The sequence below is a fragment of the Citrobacter braakii genome (assembly GCF_009648935.1).
Classification (GTDB): domain Bacteria; phylum Pseudomonadota; class Gammaproteobacteria; order Enterobacterales; family Enterobacteriaceae; genus Citrobacter; species Citrobacter braakii.
In genome coordinates, this window is record NZ_CP045771.1 from 4,607,467 (window position 1) to 4,624,697 (window position 17,231).

General features: G+C 54.5%; 17 protein-coding genes. 8 read left to right on the plus strand and 9 right to left on the minus strand.

The genetic code is table 11. The features are described 5' to 3' along the window. Window positions 1-55: 55 nt before the first annotated feature. Window positions 56-1,141 (plus strand): tRNA 2-selenouridine(34) synthase MnmH, encoded by a 1,086-nt coding sequence (mnmH, locus tag GFC06_RS21765; RefSeq protein ID WP_153690653.1) that lies wholly within the window; start codon window positions 56-58, stop codon window positions 1,139-1,141. On the opposite strand, the gene GFC06_RS21770 is transcribed toward mnmH, so the two are convergent. From GFC06_RS21770 to ybbA, 6 genes are all read right to left on the minus strand, one after another. Next, window positions 1,142-1,801 carry a methionine ABC transporter permease gene (locus GFC06_RS21770; RefSeq protein ID WP_003831085.1) on the minus strand — a complete coding sequence of 220 codons (660 nt, stop codon included), beginning with the start codon at window positions 1,799-1,801 and terminating at the stop codon, window positions 1,142-1,144. It abuts the gene before it with no gap. Further along, on the minus strand, window positions 1,794-2,810 hold the full coding sequence (gene sfbB, locus GFC06_RS21775; protein WP_046276103.1) for a virulence-associated ABC transporter ATP-binding protein SfbB: 1,017 nt from the start codon (window positions 2,808-2,810) through the stop codon (window positions 1,794-1,796). The genes GFC06_RS21770 and sfbB overlap by 8 nt, the downstream gene beginning before the upstream one ends. A gap of 62 nt (window positions 2,811-2,872) precedes the next feature. Beyond that, a complete protein-coding gene (locus tag GFC06_RS21780; RefSeq protein ID WP_016152116.1) occupies window positions 2,873-3,703 on the minus strand; it encodes a MetQ/NlpA family ABC transporter substrate-binding protein in 831 nt (276 codons plus the stop codon). Window positions 3,704-3,948: 245 nt separating this feature from the next. After that, on the minus strand, window positions 3,949-5,082 hold the full coding sequence (locus GFC06_RS21785) for a porin (protein ID WP_047416825.1): 1,134 nt from the start codon (window positions 5,080-5,082) through the stop codon (window positions 3,949-3,951). A gap of 186 nt (window positions 5,083-5,268) precedes the next feature. Further along, window positions 5,269-7,683, minus strand: a complete 2,415-nt coding sequence (gene ybbP, locus GFC06_RS21790) for a putative ABC transporter permease subunit YbbP (protein ID WP_153690654.1) — start codon at window positions 7,681-7,683, stop codon at window positions 5,269-5,271. Continuing rightward, window positions 7,680-8,366 carry a putative ABC transporter ATP-binding protein YbbA gene (gene ybbA / locus GFC06_RS21795; RefSeq protein WP_016152113.1) on the minus strand — a complete coding sequence of 229 codons (687 nt, stop codon included), beginning with the start codon at window positions 8,364-8,366 and terminating at the stop codon, window positions 7,680-7,682. The genes ybbP and ybbA overlap by 4 nt, the downstream gene beginning before the upstream one ends. On the opposite strand from ybbA, the gene tesA reads away from it, so the two are divergent. Genes tesA through GFC06_RS21810 form a run of 3 tightly spaced genes read left to right on the plus strand, consistent with a single transcriptional unit; the run spans window position 8,334 to window position 10,672 of the window. After that, a complete protein-coding gene (gene tesA / locus GFC06_RS21800; protein ID WP_101700628.1) occupies window positions 8,334-8,960 on the plus strand; it encodes a multifunctional acyl-CoA thioesterase I/protease I/lysophospholipase L1 in 627 nt (208 codons plus the stop codon). The genes ybbA and tesA overlap by 33 nt on opposite strands. 28 nt (window positions 8,961-8,988) lie before the next feature. After that, window positions 8,989-9,759 (plus strand): SDR family oxidoreductase, encoded by a 771-nt coding sequence (locus GFC06_RS21805; RefSeq protein WP_153690655.1) that lies wholly within the window; start codon window positions 8,989-8,991, stop codon window positions 9,757-9,759. A gap of 58 nt (window positions 9,760-9,817) precedes the next feature. Beyond that, on the plus strand, window positions 9,818-10,672 hold the full coding sequence (locus GFC06_RS21810; protein WP_016152110.1) for a co-chaperone YbbN: 855 nt from the start codon (window positions 9,818-9,820) through the stop codon (window positions 10,670-10,672). A 78-nt stretch (window positions 10,673-10,750) separates the two neighbouring features. On the opposite strand, the gene fetB is transcribed toward GFC06_RS21810, so the two are convergent. Further along, a complete protein-coding gene (gene fetB / locus GFC06_RS21815) occupies window positions 10,751-11,530 on the minus strand; it encodes an iron efflux ABC transporter permease subunit FetB (RefSeq protein WP_016155894.1) in 780 nt (259 codons plus the stop codon). Next, the gene (fetA, locus tag GFC06_RS21820) at window positions 11,517-12,194 is read right to left on the minus strand and encodes an iron efflux ABC transporter ATP-binding subunit FetA (protein WP_019076194.1); all 678 of its coding nucleotides are present in this window, start codon (window positions 12,192-12,194) and stop codon (window positions 11,517-11,519) included. The genes fetB and fetA overlap by 14 nt, the downstream gene beginning before the upstream one ends. Window positions 12,195-12,328: 134 nt before the next feature. Here fetA and GFC06_RS21825 point away from each other — a divergent pair, with 134 nt between their 5' ends. The 4 genes from GFC06_RS21825 to GFC06_RS21840 are packed head-to-tail and all read left to right on the plus strand — an operon-like array spanning window position 12,329 to window position 16,551. Continuing rightward, a complete protein-coding gene (locus tag GFC06_RS21825) occupies window positions 12,329-13,246 on the plus strand; it encodes an SPFH domain-containing protein (RefSeq protein ID WP_016152106.1) in 918 nt (305 codons plus the stop codon). Continuing rightward, on the plus strand, window positions 13,243-13,701 hold the full coding sequence (locus GFC06_RS21830) for an NfeD family protein (RefSeq protein WP_153690656.1): 459 nt from the start codon (window positions 13,243-13,245) through the stop codon (window positions 13,699-13,701). The genes GFC06_RS21825 and GFC06_RS21830 overlap by 4 nt, the downstream gene beginning before the upstream one ends. Window positions 13,702-13,720: 19 nt before the next feature. Further along, window positions 13,721-15,865: a hypothetical protein gene (locus tag GFC06_RS21835; RefSeq protein WP_153690657.1), complete on the plus strand. Its 2,145-nt coding sequence runs from the start codon at window positions 13,721-13,723 to the stop codon at window positions 15,863-15,865. Then, a complete protein-coding gene (locus GFC06_RS21840; protein WP_049282502.1) occupies window positions 15,835-16,551 on the plus strand; it encodes a DUF3142 domain-containing protein in 717 nt (238 codons plus the stop codon). Before GFC06_RS21835 ends, GFC06_RS21840 begins: the two co-directional genes overlap by 31 nt. On the opposite strand, the gene cueR is transcribed toward GFC06_RS21840, so the two are convergent. Then, window positions 16,548-16,958 (minus strand): Cu(I)-responsive transcriptional regulator, encoded by a 411-nt coding sequence (gene cueR, locus GFC06_RS21845; RefSeq protein WP_029139441.1) that lies wholly within the window; start codon window positions 16,956-16,958, stop codon window positions 16,548-16,550. The two genes, GFC06_RS21840 and cueR, sit on opposite strands and share 4 nt — an antisense overlap. Window positions 16,959-17,231: the final 273 nt, after the last annotated feature.

Genomic DNA, 17,231 nt, shown 5'->3' on the forward strand with positions numbered 1-17,231 from the left:
TCCTCTGGCGCGTAAAATCCCCTCCATTGCTGTTTTTGTATTTTCAGGATCACACATGAACGATGGAACGGACTATCGCGCAATTTTGCTCGCTGGTACGCCTATAATCGATGTACGCGCCCCCGTCGAATTTCTGCAAGGCGCAATGCCGGGCGCAATCAACCTTCCCCTAATGAACGATGACGAACGTGCCGCCGTGGGTACCTGTTATAAACGTCAGGGACCCGAGGCAGCCCTCACGCTCGGCCATCAACTGGTCTGCGGCGAGACTCGCCAACAACGTATGAAGGCCTGGCTGGACGCCTGTCGTCAAAATCCTGCGGGTTATTTATGCTGCGCGCGCGGCGGTCAGCGTTCGCACATTGTGCAACAGTGGCTGCACGAGTCCGGGATTGACTACCCGCTGATACACGGTGGCTACAAAGCCCTGCGTCAGGCGGCGATTCAACTGACTGAAAAATTAGTGCAAAAGCCGATCGTCTTAATTGGCGGCTGTACCGGGAACGGTAAAACGCAGCTGGTGCAACAGCAGCCGAACGGCGTGGATCTCGAAGGTCTGGCGCACCATCGCGGTTCCTCGTTTGGTCGCACCGTTGAACCGCAGTTGAGTCAGGCGAGTTTTGAAAACCTGCTGGCGGTCGAAATGCTCAGAACCGACAGCCGTCAGGATCTGCGTCTGTGGGTACTGGAAGATGAAGGCCGCATGATCGGGGCTAATCATCTACCCGAATGCCTGCGCGAACGCATGACCCAGGCATCTATTGCAGTGGTGGACGATCCTTTTGAGCGTCGTCTGGAGCGACTGCGCGAAGAGTATTTCGTGCGGATGCACCACGATTTTACCCATGCTTATGGCGAGAGTCAGGGCTGGCAGGAGTATAGCGAGTATCTGCACCACGGCCTGTTTGCTATTCGCCGCCGTCTGGGTTTACAACGTTTTGCCGAGCTGACCGCCCTGCTCGACGTGGCTCTGCGCGAACAGCAAGCAACGGGCAGTACCGACGCCCATATGGGCTGGCTGGTGCCGTTGCTCAACGAGTATTACGACCCGATGTATCGTTATCAACTGGAAAAGAAAGCCGCGAAAGTCGTCTTTCGCGGCACATGGCAGGACGTTGCCGACTGGCTTAACGCACAGTGATCAGTGTCTGTCGCGCTTATCCGCGCGTTTCGCCAGCCAGTCGCCCAGCACCTGAACGACCTGCACCAGAATAATCAGCGCCACCACGGTGACGATCATGACCTGGGTTTCATAGCGGTAATAACCAAAGCGAATCGCCAGGTCGCCTACCCCACCGCCGCCAACGATTCCGGCCATCGCGGAGTAACCGATCAGACTCACCAGCGTTATCGTCAACCCACGCAACAGACCCGCGCTCGCTTCAGGTAACAGAACGGTGCAGATGATGCGCATCGGGCTGGCGCCAAAGGCTTCCGCCGCTTCAATAATGCCTTTATCGACTTCGCGCAGTGCGCTGTCGACCAGACGGGCATAAAAAGCGATTGCCGCCACTGAGAGCGGGACCGACGCCGCAATCGGCCCAATGGTATTTCCGAGTAAAAACTGGGTGAGCGGCAGCAGCAGCACCAGCAGGATCACAAACGGCACCGAACGGATGATATTCACTAGCACGGAGCTGAGCAGATACACAAAACGGTTTTGCCAGAATAAATGCCGGTCGGTGACGAAAATAAGAAAACCGAGCGGCAGACCGCCAATAATCGCCAGCACCGTAGAGATACTTAACATCTGAAAGGTTTCATTAAACGCCAGCGTCAAATCAGGCAATAAATCATCCACGAATCACCTCCACCTGTGCCGTGCGTTGACGAATATGTTCCACGGCGACATCCACCGCAGAAGGGTTATGCGGCGCGGTCAGTTGCACCACCAGAATCCCCAGCGCACGCTCGCCGATATATTCAATTTTGCCGTGCAGAATGTTCACCGCCACACCAAATTTAACCGCGACTTCTGACAACACCGGCTGTTCCGCCGAATCGCCGATGAACAGAATTTTCAGCAACTGGCCAGGCAAATGCTGGCGCAAGCGTTCGGGTAGCGTCAGATTGAGGGTATGCGACACCAGTTGCTGCGTGAAAGCGTGCTGCGGGTGAGCAAAAACGTCAAACACTTCACCGGACTCCACCACCTTGCCGCCGGACATCACCGCCACACGATCGCAAATCGATTTGATCACGTTCATCTCGTGAGTGATCAGCACGATCGTGATCCCCAGCTGTTGGTTGATCTGCTTAAGCAATGCCAGAATAGTGGCCGACGTTTCCAGATCCAGCGCAGAGGTCGGTTCATCACACAGCAGCACATCCGGGTGATTGGCAATCGCACGGGCAATACCAACGCGCTGCTTTTGCCCGCCGCTGAGCTGCACAGGAAAGCGGTTCGCCTTGTCAGACAGCCCCACCAGCGTCAGGATTTCGCTGACGCGTGGGCCAATTTTACTGCGCTCCCATCCGGCAGCCTTCAGGCTGAAAGCGACGTTTTGCGCCACGGTACGGGTATGCATCAGATTAAAATGCTGAAAAATCATCCCAATACGCTGACGGGCTTTACGTAGTTGCGCCCCTTCCAGCGCGGAAATTTCTACGCCGTTAACCTTTACGCTTCCCAGGCTTGGTCGCGTTAAGGCGTTCAGAGTGCGCAGCAGCGTGCTTTTCCCCGCGCCGCTGGTCCCGACAATGCCAAATATCTCGCCTGCGCCTATGCGCAAGCTGACGTCATCAACCGCCCGGGTTGATGGTCCACGGCCTGCGCTAAAATCCACGCAAACCTTTTCTATCTCAATCATAGCCACCTCAGAAATGCGAAAAGGGCAGTCGCCGCTGCCCCTGTTAACCTTGTGCGCAGCGATTATTGGGCTGCCGACATCCATTCCGGTTTCTGGAAGGCGCTGTAAATATTTTGCGGATCGTCGATCACCGCGCGATACGCCGGAGATTTCACCGCCGCCACAATATCTTTCGCGAACGGTTTATCCGCATCTTCACTGCGTACCGCTATGATATTTTTCAGATTTTCGTCCAGATGCTCTTGCTTGATGGCGCTGGCGAGATCCAGTTTTGCCGCCACAGCAAAGTTACCGTTGACCAGCGCGCCGGTCACACCGTCCAGGGTACGCGGCAGCTGTGCCGCTTCCAGCGGCTTAAACACCAGCCCTTTCGGGTTGCTGGCGATATCGCGCTCAGAGGCTTTAGTCGGATCGATAGTGTCTTTGATGGTAATAAGGCCAATAGACTGCAGGAAACGCAGACCGCGAGCCAGGTTGGTTGGATCATTGGAAAGCGTGATCACATCCCCTTTTTTTAACTCATCCAGGCTTTTGATTTTATGTGAGTAAAAACCCATCCCGGCCGTCGGGACCACAATCAGCTTGCTCAGCTTCAGTCCTTTATCAGCGGTGAATTTGTCAAAGTAGAGCGAGTGCTGGAACAAGTTGGCATCAATACTGCCGTTGGAAAGCGCCATGTTCGGCTGCACGTAGTCGCTGAATTCGCGCACCACTACCTTATAGCCTTTCTCTTTCAGCGTAGGGGCAATGGCCTGTTTCACCATATCGCCGTACGGCCCAGGTGCGACGCCAAACACGATGGTATGCGGGTCACTGTTCGCATGAGCAAGTTGTAATCCACAGGCCAGTAACAGCGCTCCGGTCGCGACGCGTAAACTCTGACGCAATCCCATAATTTCTCCATTTTAACGTTGTGGTGTCATGTCTCACGCCGTTCTTGCGGCGTTGTTCTTGTTGGCCTGTTAACAGGCTGATTGTTAACATGACACAGATCACAACCTGCTGTCCTTGAAATTATTTCATGATGTTGCGGGATATGTCGTTGAATGTACGCTGAAGGTACTAATGTGTTTTTCAGCAAAGGATAGTAAAAAACCGGATAACCTTCTGGTTACCCGGTTTTGGCAGGGAAATTGACTTAGAAGTCGTAACGCAGACGAACCAGGTTCATATCACCCAGATCGTCGGTGCTGGAGGTGAAGACGTGTTCGTAATCCACACGGAAACCGTAGTCCAGCTGGAAGCTGATACCCACACCATTGTCGGTACGCAGGTAGTTACGACCATTCACGTATTCAATACGGTCGCCCATAACGTAGGGTTGAACGGATTTCAGCGCATACTGACCAACCGGGAAGGTGTAACCCGCGAAGTATTCCAGACCCCAGGCATCACCGGCAAAGTAATCGTTAACAGAGACTTTTTTGGTGGTCATGAAGTTTTGATACCAACCGCCGCCCATCGAGAAGGTCCAGTTGTCCGGTTTCCAGCTCAGCGCGGTACCGACGATGTTTTGATCGTAGGTTTTGCTGGTGTCGCCACGCATTTCCGCGCGGGTGTAGTTCCACGCCGTACCCCAGGTCAGGTCATCGGTGATGTGATAATCCACACCCAGCGAGCCACCGCCTTTACGCTTGTAGCGCAGACCGTTGTTCGGGTTGTAATCATCGCTGAACAGATAAGATGCGTAGAGATCAACATCACCAACCGTTTTCTTATACTTCAGTGATTTACGCGTACGATAGGAACCGTCATAGTCGCCATTGATACCGTTACCTGGTGCCTGACCGATCATGTCGTAGTCCCAGATATCCGTTTTCGCACCAACCACATCATAGTAAATGCTGTTCTGTTGACCGAAGGTCAGCGTACCCCAGGTCGCGCTCTTCAGACCGGTGTACAACATACGACGCGTGGTATCGTTGGCGCCGTTAGCATAGTGATTATCCCAGTTGAACATTGCCGGGAAGTTTACGCCCAGCTCGTAATAACTCACCCAGCTGATGTCATCAAACAGATAGTAATCAGCGGCGAAGCGGAAACGCGTCCCGCCGTCGAAACCATTACGTTTGTAGCCATTCTTACCATCATCACCGGCCATATTCTGGAACTGCGGACGAATACTCCCGCCAACGGTGAAGTTAAGACGGCTCAGCGGGTTGCCCGCCTGTGGATCTTGTTTCAGGACCGTGATTTCCGCCTGGGAGGCGAACGTCGTTAATGCCACTGCTGCGCCGATCGATACCGCCAGCGCCGTTTTTTTTATAGTCATTATTTGTACCTTGATAGATAGCCTGCCAATTATTCAGCATACAAATATTAACGTTTATTAATACACTCGTGTTGTCGGGTTTTTATTGTTCTGTGCTGTTAAATATCAATGAGTTATCAATTTGTGCTACATAGATAAAAAACGCACCGATTTAAAAAACCGGTGCGTAATCATCACGAATATGAATTAACTACTGAATTGACGGAACAGCGCTTTGCCTTTTAGCAGACGTGAACCGAGCCATCCGCCGCATAACGAGAGCAACAATGCCCCACAAAGCGGCAACACGACCCACAGTCGCCAGTCTGGCTCCCACGGAAAATCAAACACTCGGGTTTGCAGCACCGCCAGTGCGGTTTCCGCGCCGATGGCAGCCACCAGTCCGGCGACCATTCCGAGCATGGCGAACTCGCACCATAGCGTGGTACGCAATAGCTTCTTACCCGCGCCCAGCGTGCGCCAGACCACCAGTTCCTGATGACGCTGACGCATTCCGACCTGGACCTGTGCCAATAGCAGCAACATACCGCAAGCGGTAACCAGCACCACCATCACCTCCAGTGCCCGGCTCACCTGCTCCAGAACCTGGCTCACCTGTTTGAGGATTGCACCAATATCCAGCAGGCTGATAGTCGGGAATTCGCGGTTAAGCTGCGTCAGCATGCCGTTGCCGTTCTCCCAGCGAAAGCTGGTTAACCAGCTTTGCGGCTGAGCGTCCAGCGCGCCGGAGGGAAAGATAAAGAAGAAGTTGGGGCGCAGGCTTTCCCAGTCCACTTTGCGCAGACTGCTGACCGTAGCGCTGAAATCCTGGGTATCGCCCATAAAGGTCACCCGATCGCCAAGCTTGACGTTCAGCCGTTTCGCCAGCCCCTCTTCCATCGAGACTTCGCCCGCTTTTGGCGGCCAGCTTCCGGCAACGATCGGGTTATGATCCGGTCGGGTATCCTGCCAGGTCAGATTAAGCTCGCGGTTCAGCGCCTCATCGTGATTGCCTTCGGTCGGCTTCTCATTGATCGCCGTCAGACGCGCCCGCACAATCGGATAGAACGATTCCGGGATCACCTGATGCTCAGCCAGGAAAGCCTTGAGTGGAACCACCTGTTCGGTGGCAATGTTGATGAGAAAATAGTTCGGGCTTTCCGGCGGCATTTGCTGCTGCCAGCGGTCGAGCAGGTCGCCACGCAGTACCAGCAGCAGCGCCAGCAACATAAAGGAAAGCGAAAATGCCGACAGCTGACTGAGCGTTGACCACGGCTGGCGCAACAGCCGACTGACCGCTAAACGCAGCGGCAGCGAGGTGAGCGTCAGACCACGCAGCACGTTGAGCAGCATCCAGCCGAGCCCCCCGCACAAAAGCGCCAGCACTACCGCTCCGGCCAGCACGGCCCACAGCAGCGGACTTCCGCCCATCAGTCCGGCGAGCAGGGCAATCACGACTATCAATACCACCGGCAAATAAAACTTCAGCGGCCAGACGTTTGCCACCACGTCACGGCGCAGTACCCGCAGTGGCTGAGTCGCCAGCAGCAAACGGTAAGGGCGTAACCCCACCAGCAGAGAAATGACCGTCATGGTGCCTAATGCCCATAGCCACGGCCAGGGACTGGCAGGCGGCAGTTCGCCAGGCAGTACCGGCTTAAGTAATACCACCAGCACGCGTTCAAACAACAGCCCGAATAACCCTCCGGTCACGCCAGACAGCACCAGCACCATCAGCCATTGACCAACAATCAGCCTGCGCAACTGTGCTCTGCCCGCGCCAAGGGTTTTCAGAATAGCCACCAGATCGTAACGACTGCGGCAGTAATGGCTCATCGCCACGGCAACCGCAGCGACCGCCAGCAGCAAGGTTAGCATCGCCGACAGCAGCAGGAACTGTTGCGAACGCTCCAGTGATTTCCCCAGCGCCCCTTCATCCTGCTCCAGCCCATACCAGCGCTGTTCAGGCTTTAACTGCGGGAGCAGCCATTTTTCATAGGCTTCCAGTTGCTGCGGTGTCCCGCCAAATTTATAGCGCCAGGTCACCCGGCTTCCCGGCTGGACCGCCGCCGTTTTTTCGACATCCGCCATGTTCATCATCAGGCGCGGCGCTATCTGGAACGGATTAAAACCGGCATCCGGCTCCTGCACCACTTCCCCGGCGATGCGCAGCGTGGCATCACCCACGTCGATGGAATCACCGATTTTTAAGTTCAGCAACGCCATCAGACGCGGAGCCAGCAGCACCGAGCCAGGCTGAGGTTTCAGTCCCGGCGGATTGGTTTGCAACGTGCCATACATCGGATACACATCATCCACCGCTTTGACGTTCGCCAACTGCGGCGTATCCCGGGCAAAGGTCATAATGGCAAAGGTCAGCTGTTCGCCCACTTTCAGGCCACGCTGTCGCGCCTCGTCAATCCACGCTTTCGGCACGGTACGCGAACTTTGTAGCGACCGATCTCCCGCCATAAACTCACGGCTTTGCTGGCTCAACCCTTTTTCCATACGATCGCTGATATTGCCCAGCGCCAGCACGCAGGCCACGGCCAGGCTCAGCGCCAGCCAGACAATCAGTAATGAAGGCGAGCGCCATTCGCGCCAGAACCAGCGTGCAATCATGCCTCCTCCTGCAACTGTCCGTTCACCAGGCGTAAACGCCGATCGCAACGCGCCGCCAGTTGAGAATCATGGGTCACCAGAATCAGGGTGGTGCCATGTTCCCGGTTCAGAGAAAACAGCAGGTCGGCGATTTTGTCTCCGGTCTGGCGGTCCAGATTGCCCGTCGGTTCATCGGCAAACAGCACGTCAGGGCGACCGTTAAACGCCCGCGCCAGCGCTACGCGCTGCTGCTCCCCGCCGGAAAGCTGGGCCGGAAGATGATCAAGACGTTTTCCCAGCCCCAGTTGCTCCAGCAACGTTTTTGCCCCGTCGCGACTTTTTCCGCTGTTTTCACCGCGCAACAACGCGGGCAACTCGACGTTTTCCAGCGCGTTCAGGGTCGGAATTAACATGAATGACTGGAAGACAAAACCCACGTGTCGCGCCCGCAGCTGTGCCCGGGCTTCTTCATCCATGGTGTGCAGCGCCTGCCCCACCAGGCTGACTTCACCGCTGGTGCCATCGTCCAACCCGGCGAGGATCGCCAGCAGTGTGGATTTTCCTGAACCCGACTCGCCAATCAGCGCAATGGTCTCGGCGCGTTTGACAACCAGTTCAACTCCGGTAAGGATGGATAGCTCATGATCACCCTGACCGACGGATTTCTTAAGATGATGAACTTCAACAATGTTTTCCGCTGGCATTGGCCTTTCCTGTTCCTGGTCCTGTTAACTTTCCGCGCCGCCGCAGCGGACACGTTATTAATTCTGGGTGACAGCCTGAGCGCCGGATACCGTATGTCCGCCAGCGCCGCGTGGCCTGCGCTACTTAATGATAAATGGCAAACCAAAACGCCGGTGGTGAATGCCAGTATTAGCGGCGACACCTCGCAGCAGGGTCTGGCCCGTCTGCCTGCATTACTGAAGCAGCACCAGCCGCGCTGGGTGCTGGTCGAACTTGGCGGCAACGACGGTCTGCGCGGATTTTCGCCTGCGCAAACCGAACAAACCCTGCGCACGATTCTGCAGGATGTGAAAGCAGCAAATGCCGAACCGCTGCTGATGCAAATTCGTCTGCCGGCAAACTACGGTCGCCGTTATAATGAAAGCTTTAGCGCGATTTATCCAAAACTCGCCAAAGAGTTTGATATACCTCTGCTGCCCTTTTTTATGGAAGAGGTTTATCTGAAACCCCAGTGGATGCAGGATGATGGTATTCATCCTAACCGTGACGCCCAGCCGTTTATTGCCGACTGGATGGCGCAACATCTCACTCCTCTAGTAAATCACGACTCGTAAAACAACGGAGATCCTGACAGGTAAAGTTATGCAAAAATCGGTCTTAATAACAGGATGTTCCAGCGGAATCGGTCTGGAAAGCGCGCTTGAGCTAAAGCGCCAGGGTTTTCAAATTCTGGCAGGCTGTCGCAAACCTGACGATGTGGCGCGTATGAACAGCATGGGATTCACCGGCATATTGCTGGATCTGGATTCACCCGAGAGCGTAGATCGCGCGGCTGATGCGGTGATCGCCCTGACCGATAATCGTTTGTATGGGATCTTTAACAACGCCGGATACGGCGTCTATGGCCCACTGCCCACCATCAGCCGCGAGCAGATGGAACAGCAGTTTTCCGCCAACTTCTTTGGCGCACATCAGCTTACCATGCGCCTGTTACCCGCCATGCTACCCCACGGCGAAGGACGAATTGTGATGACCTCGTCGGTAATGGGATTGATCTCAACGCCGGGGCGCGGGGCCTATGCCGCCAGCAAATATGCGCTGGAAGCCTGGTCCGACGCGCTGCGTATGGAACTGCGCCACAGCGGGATTAAGGTCAGCCTGATTGAGCCAGGCCCTATTCGCACCCGCTTTACCGAAAACGTCAACCAGACCCAGAGCGATGCTCCCGTGGAAAACCCCGGAATTGCCGCGCGTTTTACGCTGGGGCCACAAGCGGTTGTCGCCAAAGTGCGTCATGCGTTTGAGAGCGACAAACCCAAGCTGCGTTATCCAGTTACGCTGGTGACCTGGGCAGTTATGCTACTGAAGCGCCTGTTGCCAGGCCGCATAATGGACAAAATTTTACAGGGTTGAGTTGAAGCACGCGCGTCAGCCCCCATGTAACAAGAAATCGACAAAAGAGAGTAACTCCATGTCCACACAGAATATTGTTAACATTAACGAATCGAACCTCCAGCAGACCCTTGAACAGTCGATGACCACGCCGGTCCTGTTCTATTTTTGGTCTGAGCGCAGCCAGCATTGTCTGCAATTAACGCCGGTACTGGAGAGCCTTGTTGCTCAGTACAACGGTCAGTTTATTCTCGCCAAGTTAGATTGCGACGCCGAGCAGATGATCGCCTCCCAGTTTGGTCTGCGCGCGATCCCCACGGTTTATCTGTTCCAGAACGGTCAGCCGGTAGACGGATTCCAGGGCCCGCAGCCGGAAGAGGTTATTCGCGCGCTGCTGGAGAAAGTGTTACCGAGCGAGGAAGAGCTGAAAGCGCGCCAGGCGATCGAGTTCATCGAAGCCGGCAATCACGCTGATGCGCTGCCGCTGCTGAAAGAAGCCTGGCAGATCTCCAACCAGAGCAGCGAAATTGGTCTGCTGCTGGCGGAAACGCAAATCGCCCTGAACCGTTCTGACGAAGCCGAAGCGGTGCTGAAAACTATCCCGTTGCAGGATCAGGACACCCGTTATCAGGGGCTGGTGGCACAGATCGAACTGCTGAAGCAGGCGGCTGATACACCTGAAATCCAACAGTTGCAGCAGCAGGTCGCCAGCAATCCACAGGATGCGGCGCTGGCAACTCAACTGGCCATTCAGTTACACCAGGTCGGACGTAACGAGGAATCACTGGAATTGCTGTTCAGTCACCTGAAGAAAGATCTCACTGCAGCCGACGGTCAGGCGCGTAAAACCTTCCAGGAGATCCTTGCCGCACTGGGCACCGGCGATGCGCTGGCCTCGAAATACCGCCGCCAGCTGTACGCGCTGTTGTACTAATCCGCTGCATTTGCCTGATGGCGCTTGCGCTAATCGGGCCTACAATCTCCCCGTAGGCCCGCGCCATCCGGTACTCCATTAGTTTTTTTTCAAATGCGTCACCACCAGTTGGTGACGTGAATTATAGAACTTCCGATAGGTCAGGTAGCAGGCGATAATGGTTGACAGACTGGCGGTCGAAAGCAGCATAAACGTCACCATAATCTGATACTTAATCGCTTTTACCGGATCAATACCTGCAAAGATCAACCCGGACATCATCCCCGGTAAACTCACCAGTCCCACGGTCTTCGCTGAATCGATCGTCGGGATCAGCGAAGCGCGAATACTGTCGCGAATCAGCGGCGCGGAGGCCACTTTCGGCGTCGCACCGAGGCTGAGTTTTTCCTGAATTTGCTGCTGTTCGCTGTTAAACCGCTGCCCCAGATTGTTGTAACACAGCCCTACCGCAACCATCGCATTGCCTGCAATCATGCCGGAAATTGGGATCACCTGCATTGGGGTAAACTCGATAGAGCCTGACAGAACCAGCACCGCCAGCGTTAACCCCGCCCCCGCCGTGATGGCGATAAATGACGAGAGAAAAGCTTTATCAATATATTTACTGCGCTTTTGCGCGTTATAGGCCGCGTTGAAACAGATAAACAGCACCATCAATAAGGTCAGAATGCTGTGGTTAACGCCGAAAATATATTTCAGCACATAGCCAACGATAATAAGCTGAACCACCGCCCGGCAAACGCTCCAGAGAATATCTTTTTCCAGCGCCAGTTTTTCTTTGTTGCTGATCAGTATCGCGACCACCACCAGCATCATCGCTAACGCCAGTGATTCATTGGTAATATTATGCTCGTTCATTGCTTACTTCCTGCATTTCCCCGGCGTGCGGTTGAAGGGTTATGACATTATCCGCATGATTAATTTCATCTTTATCGTGCGTCACCCACAGCACAGCAATATTCTTATCGCGAACATAGTGGTGAATTAATTCGTTCACATTCCGTTTATTGGCTTCATCCAGCGCGCTGGTAATTTCATCAAGCAGCAGGATTTTTGGCAGAAACTGTAAATTACGAATTAACGAGACGCGTTGCTTTTCGCCGCCGGACAGCTCATTGATGTTTTTTTTGAGGATCGTTTCGGGTAGCTCAAAACGGGCCAAATCGGCAAGAAACACATCCGGATCCGGACGTTTATCGCGGATTTGCCAGGGGAAAATGAGGTTGTCGTAAACGGTGTCACCAAACAACGCGGGCGTTTGCGCACAATAAGAAACCTGCTGGCGATATGTTTCAGGCTTAAGAGTGTTTATCTCCTTGCCCTCAAAGAGAATTTCACCGGCAGTCGGGCTAATTAATGACGCCACTATCTTGAGTAACGTACTTTTACCACAACCAGACTGGCCGGTAATCAGCTTAAATTCTCCGGCCCGGAGATTAAAACAGATGTTATTGAGAACCTGCGTCGCCCCTGCCTGCCATGCGACATTTTTTAACTGAAGCAGAATGCTGCTTTCTTCCATTACCAATCCCTTTTTTACCTCTTTCGTGCAGACAGTCTATCCCTGTAATTTATTATAGGGGAGCCCACCCTGATAAATCGGGTATAATTTGACTAATGAGGCAGTAAAGGACAACACAACAGGAGGTTTCATCAATGCTCATTTTTATTCCTATTCTCATTTTTGTCGCGCTGGTCATCGTCGGTGCTGGCGTCAAAATCGTCCCGCAGGGATATCAGTGGACGGTCGAGCGTTTTGGCCGTTACACCAAAACCCTGCAACCGGGTTTAAACCTTGTTGTACCGTTCATGGACCGCATCGGTCGTAAGATCAACATGATGGAACAGGTGCTTGATATCCCCTCTCAGGAAGTCATCTCCAAAGACAACGCCAACGTCGCGATCGATGCCGTCTGCTTTATTCAGGTGATCGACGCGCCAAAAGCGGCTTATGAGGTCAGCAACCTGGAACTGGCGATCATCAACCTGACCATGACCAACATTCGTACCGTTCTCGGCTCGATGGAACTCGATGAAATGCTCTCCCAGCGTGACAACATCAACACGCGCCTGCTGCATATCGTTGATGAGGCCACGAATCCCTGGGGCATTAAAATCACCCGTATTGAAATCCGCGATGTACGTCCACCGGCGGAACTTATCGACGCCATGAACGCGCAGATGAAAGCCGAACGTACCAAGCGCGCCTATATTCTTGAAGCGGAAGGGATCCGTCAGGCAGAAATCGTCAAGGCCGAAGGTGAGAAACAGTCGAAAATCCTCAAAGCGGAAGGTGAACGCCAGTCGGCATTTTTACAGGCTGAAGCGCGTGAACGTTCCGCAGAAGCCGAGGCCCGCGCGACGCAGATGGTTTCGGAGGCCATTGCCGCCGGGGATATTCAGGCCGTGAACTACTTCGTGGCGCAGAAATACACCGAAGCGCTGCAGCACATCGGTTCGTCGAATAACAGCAAAGTGGTGATGATGCCGCTGGATGCCAGCAGCCTGATGGGGTCCATTGCCGGGATCGCCGAACTGGTGAAAGACAGCGCCAGCGAACGGAAAAAATCATGATAGCGATGATTCTGGTGCACCCGCACATCTTCTGGCTCAGCCTCGGCGGTTTGCTACTCGCCGCCGAGATGCTGGGCGGTAACGGCTATCTGCTGTGGAGCGGCGTGGCGGCGGTGATTACCGGCCTGGTGGTGTGGCTCATCCCGCTTGACTGGGCGTGGCAGGGGGCGATGTTCGCCGTACTCACCCTACTGGCAGCCTGGCTGTGGTGGAAGTGGCTGGCAAGGCGTGTACAAGATCAGAAACCCGCCGACAGCCATCTTAACCAGCGCGGGCAGCAGTTGGTTGGCCGTCGATTTATTCTGGAAACCGCCCTGGTCAATGGCCGCGGACATATTCGCGTCGGCGACAGCTCATGGCCCGTCAGCGCCCGCGACGATTTGAGCGCCGGAACGCAGGTTGAAGTCATTGCCGTTGAGGGAATTACCCTGATTATTACAGCGGTATCACACTGAAAAGACAGGAAATAAGACTATGGTCAGGAAGACATCCCTTACCTTTGCCCTTTGCTCATTATTGGTCGCCGCCCCGCAGGTATTCGCCTCTTTCGATATGGAAGACTGCAAATGGAGCGACGACAGCTGCCTGCTGAAAGGCACGCCCACCTTCAATCCGGAAAACGACAGCCGCGATAACCTGCTGCGGCTGCTGAGCCAGGAGAAATCATTTGCTCTGCCGGTGCAGTCGATGCCGGCGGACATCACCCGCTCCCGCGATTTCTATTTTGCGTATCATCCGCAGTGGGATGACATTGCCCCGCAGCCAGCCGCAGCGCAGGTATCTGCCGAAGACAGCCCCCTGTCCCGACAGATAGCCGAACTGAACATTAGCGCAGACGAAATAAACGTCAACGACGCTGAGCTTGAGAACCGTCATGTTTCGAACAATACCGCGAGCGTCAGCGCGTTTTTTGCCGCACTGCTGGCCGACTCAACGTTAACGGCAAATCAGCGTCAGGCCCTTGCCCAGGCGCGTACAGGACTGTTATCCGGGGCAACCCGCGAGCAAATTGAGTCATCGCTTGCCACTCTCCCGGCAGATTCTCCAGCTCAGTCCTACAAAAGCTATCTGGCAGCGGCCGCCAGTTTTTATGCAGGTAATTATGCCAGCGCCGAACAGGATTTCGCTCAGCTAGCCAAAAGCGATCGTCCGTGGCTGGCTGAGACCGCGCAATACATGCTGATACGTGCGGCGTTGAACAAAAGCAGCCAGAACAGCGTGGGCGAGTACGGCGATTTTGATATCACAAAAATTAACCGCGAGGACGCTTCTCAGGCTCAGACGCTGGCGCAAGCCTATCTGCAACACTACCCGCAAGGCCTGTACGCCGCTTCCTCGCACGGTATGCTGCGTCGTATCAACTGGTATTTACAGGCGTGGCCGCAATTGGCGGGGTTGTATGAGCAGACGCTCCAGCAGTCGGCTGACGCACAGCAACTGCGTGAGATCGTCATCGAATACGATAATGTCTACGGCATGGCGTTCTACGAACAGTCCGTGGTGGAGGCTTTCCCCGATGCGCCGCTTGTCAGCTATATCGAACTGCTGCGCGCGTTGCGCCTGAATAACAACAACAAACCAACGCTGACGCAGGCCCAGCTTGACGCCAGCAAACCGGTGTTTGAGCAGAGCCAAAAACTGCCGCTATGGCGCGATCTGCAGCTGAATCTGTGGCTGGCAACGGGCAACTACGCGGCGATTATTTCGGCAGTTACTCCGGCGCAGAAACTTCCGGCCCACGATACGCTGGCCTTCAGCGAACAGGTGCTGTACGGCGAAGCGCTGATGGGCCAGCAGAAATGGACCACCGCACGTGATTTCTGGCAGACATTGCTGAAGCTCAGCCAGGACAACGAACAGCAGCAGTATGTGCAGGCTAAGCTAGCCGCGACGCTGGTTTATAGCGGCGACGTGGCGGCAATTTTCGCCCCAGAAAGCGCAGTAACTAACCTGCGCTTTCGCTCGCAGGTGCTGAAAACCCAGGCCACGCCTGAACTACTGCGCCAGCAAGCCGTCCATGGTCCTAATAACGAAGAGCGTACCATCGCCCTGCATACGCTGCTGGTGCGGGATCTCACTGAGCATCGCTTTGACGACTGGCTGAATGACAGAAAACTGGCCAGCGCCATTACGCCGCCGGTCATTGGCGAAGCGTTTGATGACGTTAATCTGAGTATTTTCGACTGGAAAGGCGACTCTGCCGAGAGCGGTTATACCTGTCGCAGCCTCAATGAAACGGTAACGGTTCTGAGCAAACAAGCGCATGATGCCCACGCCCTGAACTGCTTAGGCGAATTTTTCCGCACTACGCAAACCCACGTTGATTTATGGAAAAACAGTTCCGGCAACGATGTGCTTGAATCAGCAATCTCGCGCAAGAAACCGTTCGGCCAGTTCGACAGGCAAAGCTACTACCAGCAGGTGATCACATCGCCAAAAGCAGAGGTTGAAGATAAGAGCTTTGCGCTGTATCGCGCCATCATGTGCTATGCGCCGTCAGGCTCTAACGAGTGCGGCGGTGAGGAAGTAGATAAACTACAGCGTAAAGGCTGGTTCACCCAACTGAAAACGCAGTATCCGGGAAGTCCGTGGGCGCAAAAACTCAAATACTACTGGTAACTGCGCTACTGCTCGGCCAGGCACAGGCGGCGGAAATCGTCGCCGCCCGTGAACATCCGGCCTTCTGGCTATGGTCCGGAGTGAAGGCCAGTGACGAGCTGAAAAACGCACAAACGGTCTATCTGCATCAGGGCGAAGTCCTGGTTCGTTCAGGTAACGTGGTGTTCCAGCGTCTAGGACTGCCGGTTAATCGCCTGACTTTCCCCTCTATCTGGTTGACCGTGCGCTTTACCACTCTCGACGTACCGGAGGAGATTCCGGCGCGCATCATACGCTTGATGCAACGCTGGCAGGCGGCCGGAAATCACGTCATCGGCCTGCAGGTTGATTTTGACGCGGCGACCCATCAGCTTGCCGATTACGCCCACTTTCTGCAGCAGTTACGCCAACGGCTACCGACCGAGTTTGCACTTGGCGTAACCGGACTACTGGATTGGGCAAAAACGGGCGACGTCGCCACGCTGAACGCGCTGGCGGTCGATGAACTGGTGGTCCAGAGCTATCAGGGACGTCACACGGTACCGAATTATCAGGCGTATCTGCCCGCCCTCAGTCGTCTGCGCATTCCATTTAAGCTGGGGCTGGTACAAAACGGTAGCCGGGACACGCAGGCTGAAGCGCAGCTTGAGAAATCACCGTGGTACCGCGGCACGGTGGTGTTTATGCTTAATCCGCCACTCCGTTAAGCCTTCGCTTTATGGTGGCAGCAGCCGGAGAGATTATCAATAATCGGGCATTCGGCGCTGTCATCGCCAGGGCAACTCTCCGCCAGCGCCAACAAATGCAAGCGCATAGCCTGCAGCTCGCTGATATGGCGCTCAATGTCCGCCACCTTTTCTAACGTACGCTTTTTCACATCTGCGCTGTGACGCGCCGGATCGTTAAACAGGTTCACCAACTCGCCGCACTCTTCCAGGTTAAAACCAACCTGTCGTGCCTGTCGTAACAGCGTAAGCTCATTCAGATGCTGTTGGTTGTATGTGCGATAGCCATTTTCGCTACGCAGCGGCGGCGTCACTAACCCCTTTTCTTCGTAAAAGCGTATCGCTTTGCTGGTTAAACCGGTTTTTTTCGCAACATCGCTAATATTCACATTTCCCCCGCTGATCTTGTTGGTACTGAGCCACATTATAGCCCACATTGCCGTAATCCTTTACCCAAGAACCCCGCGCATCTTCCACCATCACAGCGATGCACAAATCCTTTTAATTCACATTGTTATATCCGATTCAGATCACATTTCAGCATTTATTGACCACGCAAAATTGACTCAAATCAAAAGATGTATCGGTTCTGCACCTTTCATCTTGAACAAAGGGAAACAATTTTATATACAAACGCGAATGATAATGATGATCATTTACAT

What these genes read in the sequence shown, in the direction of transcription:
- GFC06_RS21825 (WP_016152106.1), top strand. Translation starts at nt 12,329, where the DNA reads ATGCTCATTTTTATTCCTATTCTCATTTTTGTCGCGCTGGTCATCGTC.
- tesA (WP_101700628.1), top strand. Translation starts at nt 8,334, where the DNA reads ATGATGAACTTCAACAATGTTTTCCGCTGGCATTGGCCTTTCCTGTTC.
- GFC06_RS21780 (WP_016152116.1), bottom strand. Translation starts at nt 3,703, where the DNA reads ATGGGATTGCGTCAGAGTTTACGCGTCGCGACCGGAGCGCTGTTACTG.
- sfbB (WP_046276103.1), bottom strand. Translation starts at nt 2,810, where the DNA reads ATGATTGAGATAGAAAAGGTTTGCGTGGATTTTAGCGCAGGCCGTGGA.
- GFC06_RS21785 (WP_047416825.1), bottom strand. Translation starts at nt 5,082, where the DNA reads ATGACTATAAAAAAAACGGCGCTGGCGGTATCGATCGGCGCAGCAGTG.
- mnmH (WP_153690653.1), top strand. Translation starts at nt 56, where the DNA reads ATGAACGATGGAACGGACTATCGCGCAATTTTGCTCGCTGGTACGCCT.
- fetA (WP_019076194.1), bottom strand. Translation starts at nt 12,194, where the DNA reads ATGGAAGAAAGCAGCATTCTGCTTCAGTTAAAAAATGTCGCATGGCAG.
- ybbA (WP_016152113.1), bottom strand. Translation starts at nt 8,366, where the DNA reads ATGCCAGCGGAAAACATTGTTGAAGTTCATCATCTTAAGAAATCCGTC.
- GFC06_RS21835 (WP_153690657.1), top strand. Translation starts at nt 13,721, where the DNA reads ATGGTCAGGAAGACATCCCTTACCTTTGCCCTTTGCTCATTATTGGTC.
- GFC06_RS21830 (WP_153690656.1), top strand. Translation starts at nt 13,243, where the DNA reads ATGATAGCGATGATTCTGGTGCACCCGCACATCTTCTGGCTCAGCCTC.
- fetB (WP_016155894.1), bottom strand. Translation starts at nt 11,530, where the DNA reads ATGAACGAGCATAATATTACCAATGAATCACTGGCGTTAGCGATGATG.
- GFC06_RS21810 (WP_016152110.1), top strand. Translation starts at nt 9,818, where the DNA reads ATGTCCACACAGAATATTGTTAACATTAACGAATCGAACCTCCAGCAG.
- GFC06_RS21805 (WP_153690655.1), top strand. Translation starts at nt 8,989, where the DNA reads ATGCAAAAATCGGTCTTAATAACAGGATGTTCCAGCGGAATCGGTCTG.
- ybbP (WP_153690654.1), bottom strand. Translation starts at nt 7,683, where the DNA reads ATGATTGCACGCTGGTTCTGGCGCGAATGGCGCTCGCCTTCATTACTG.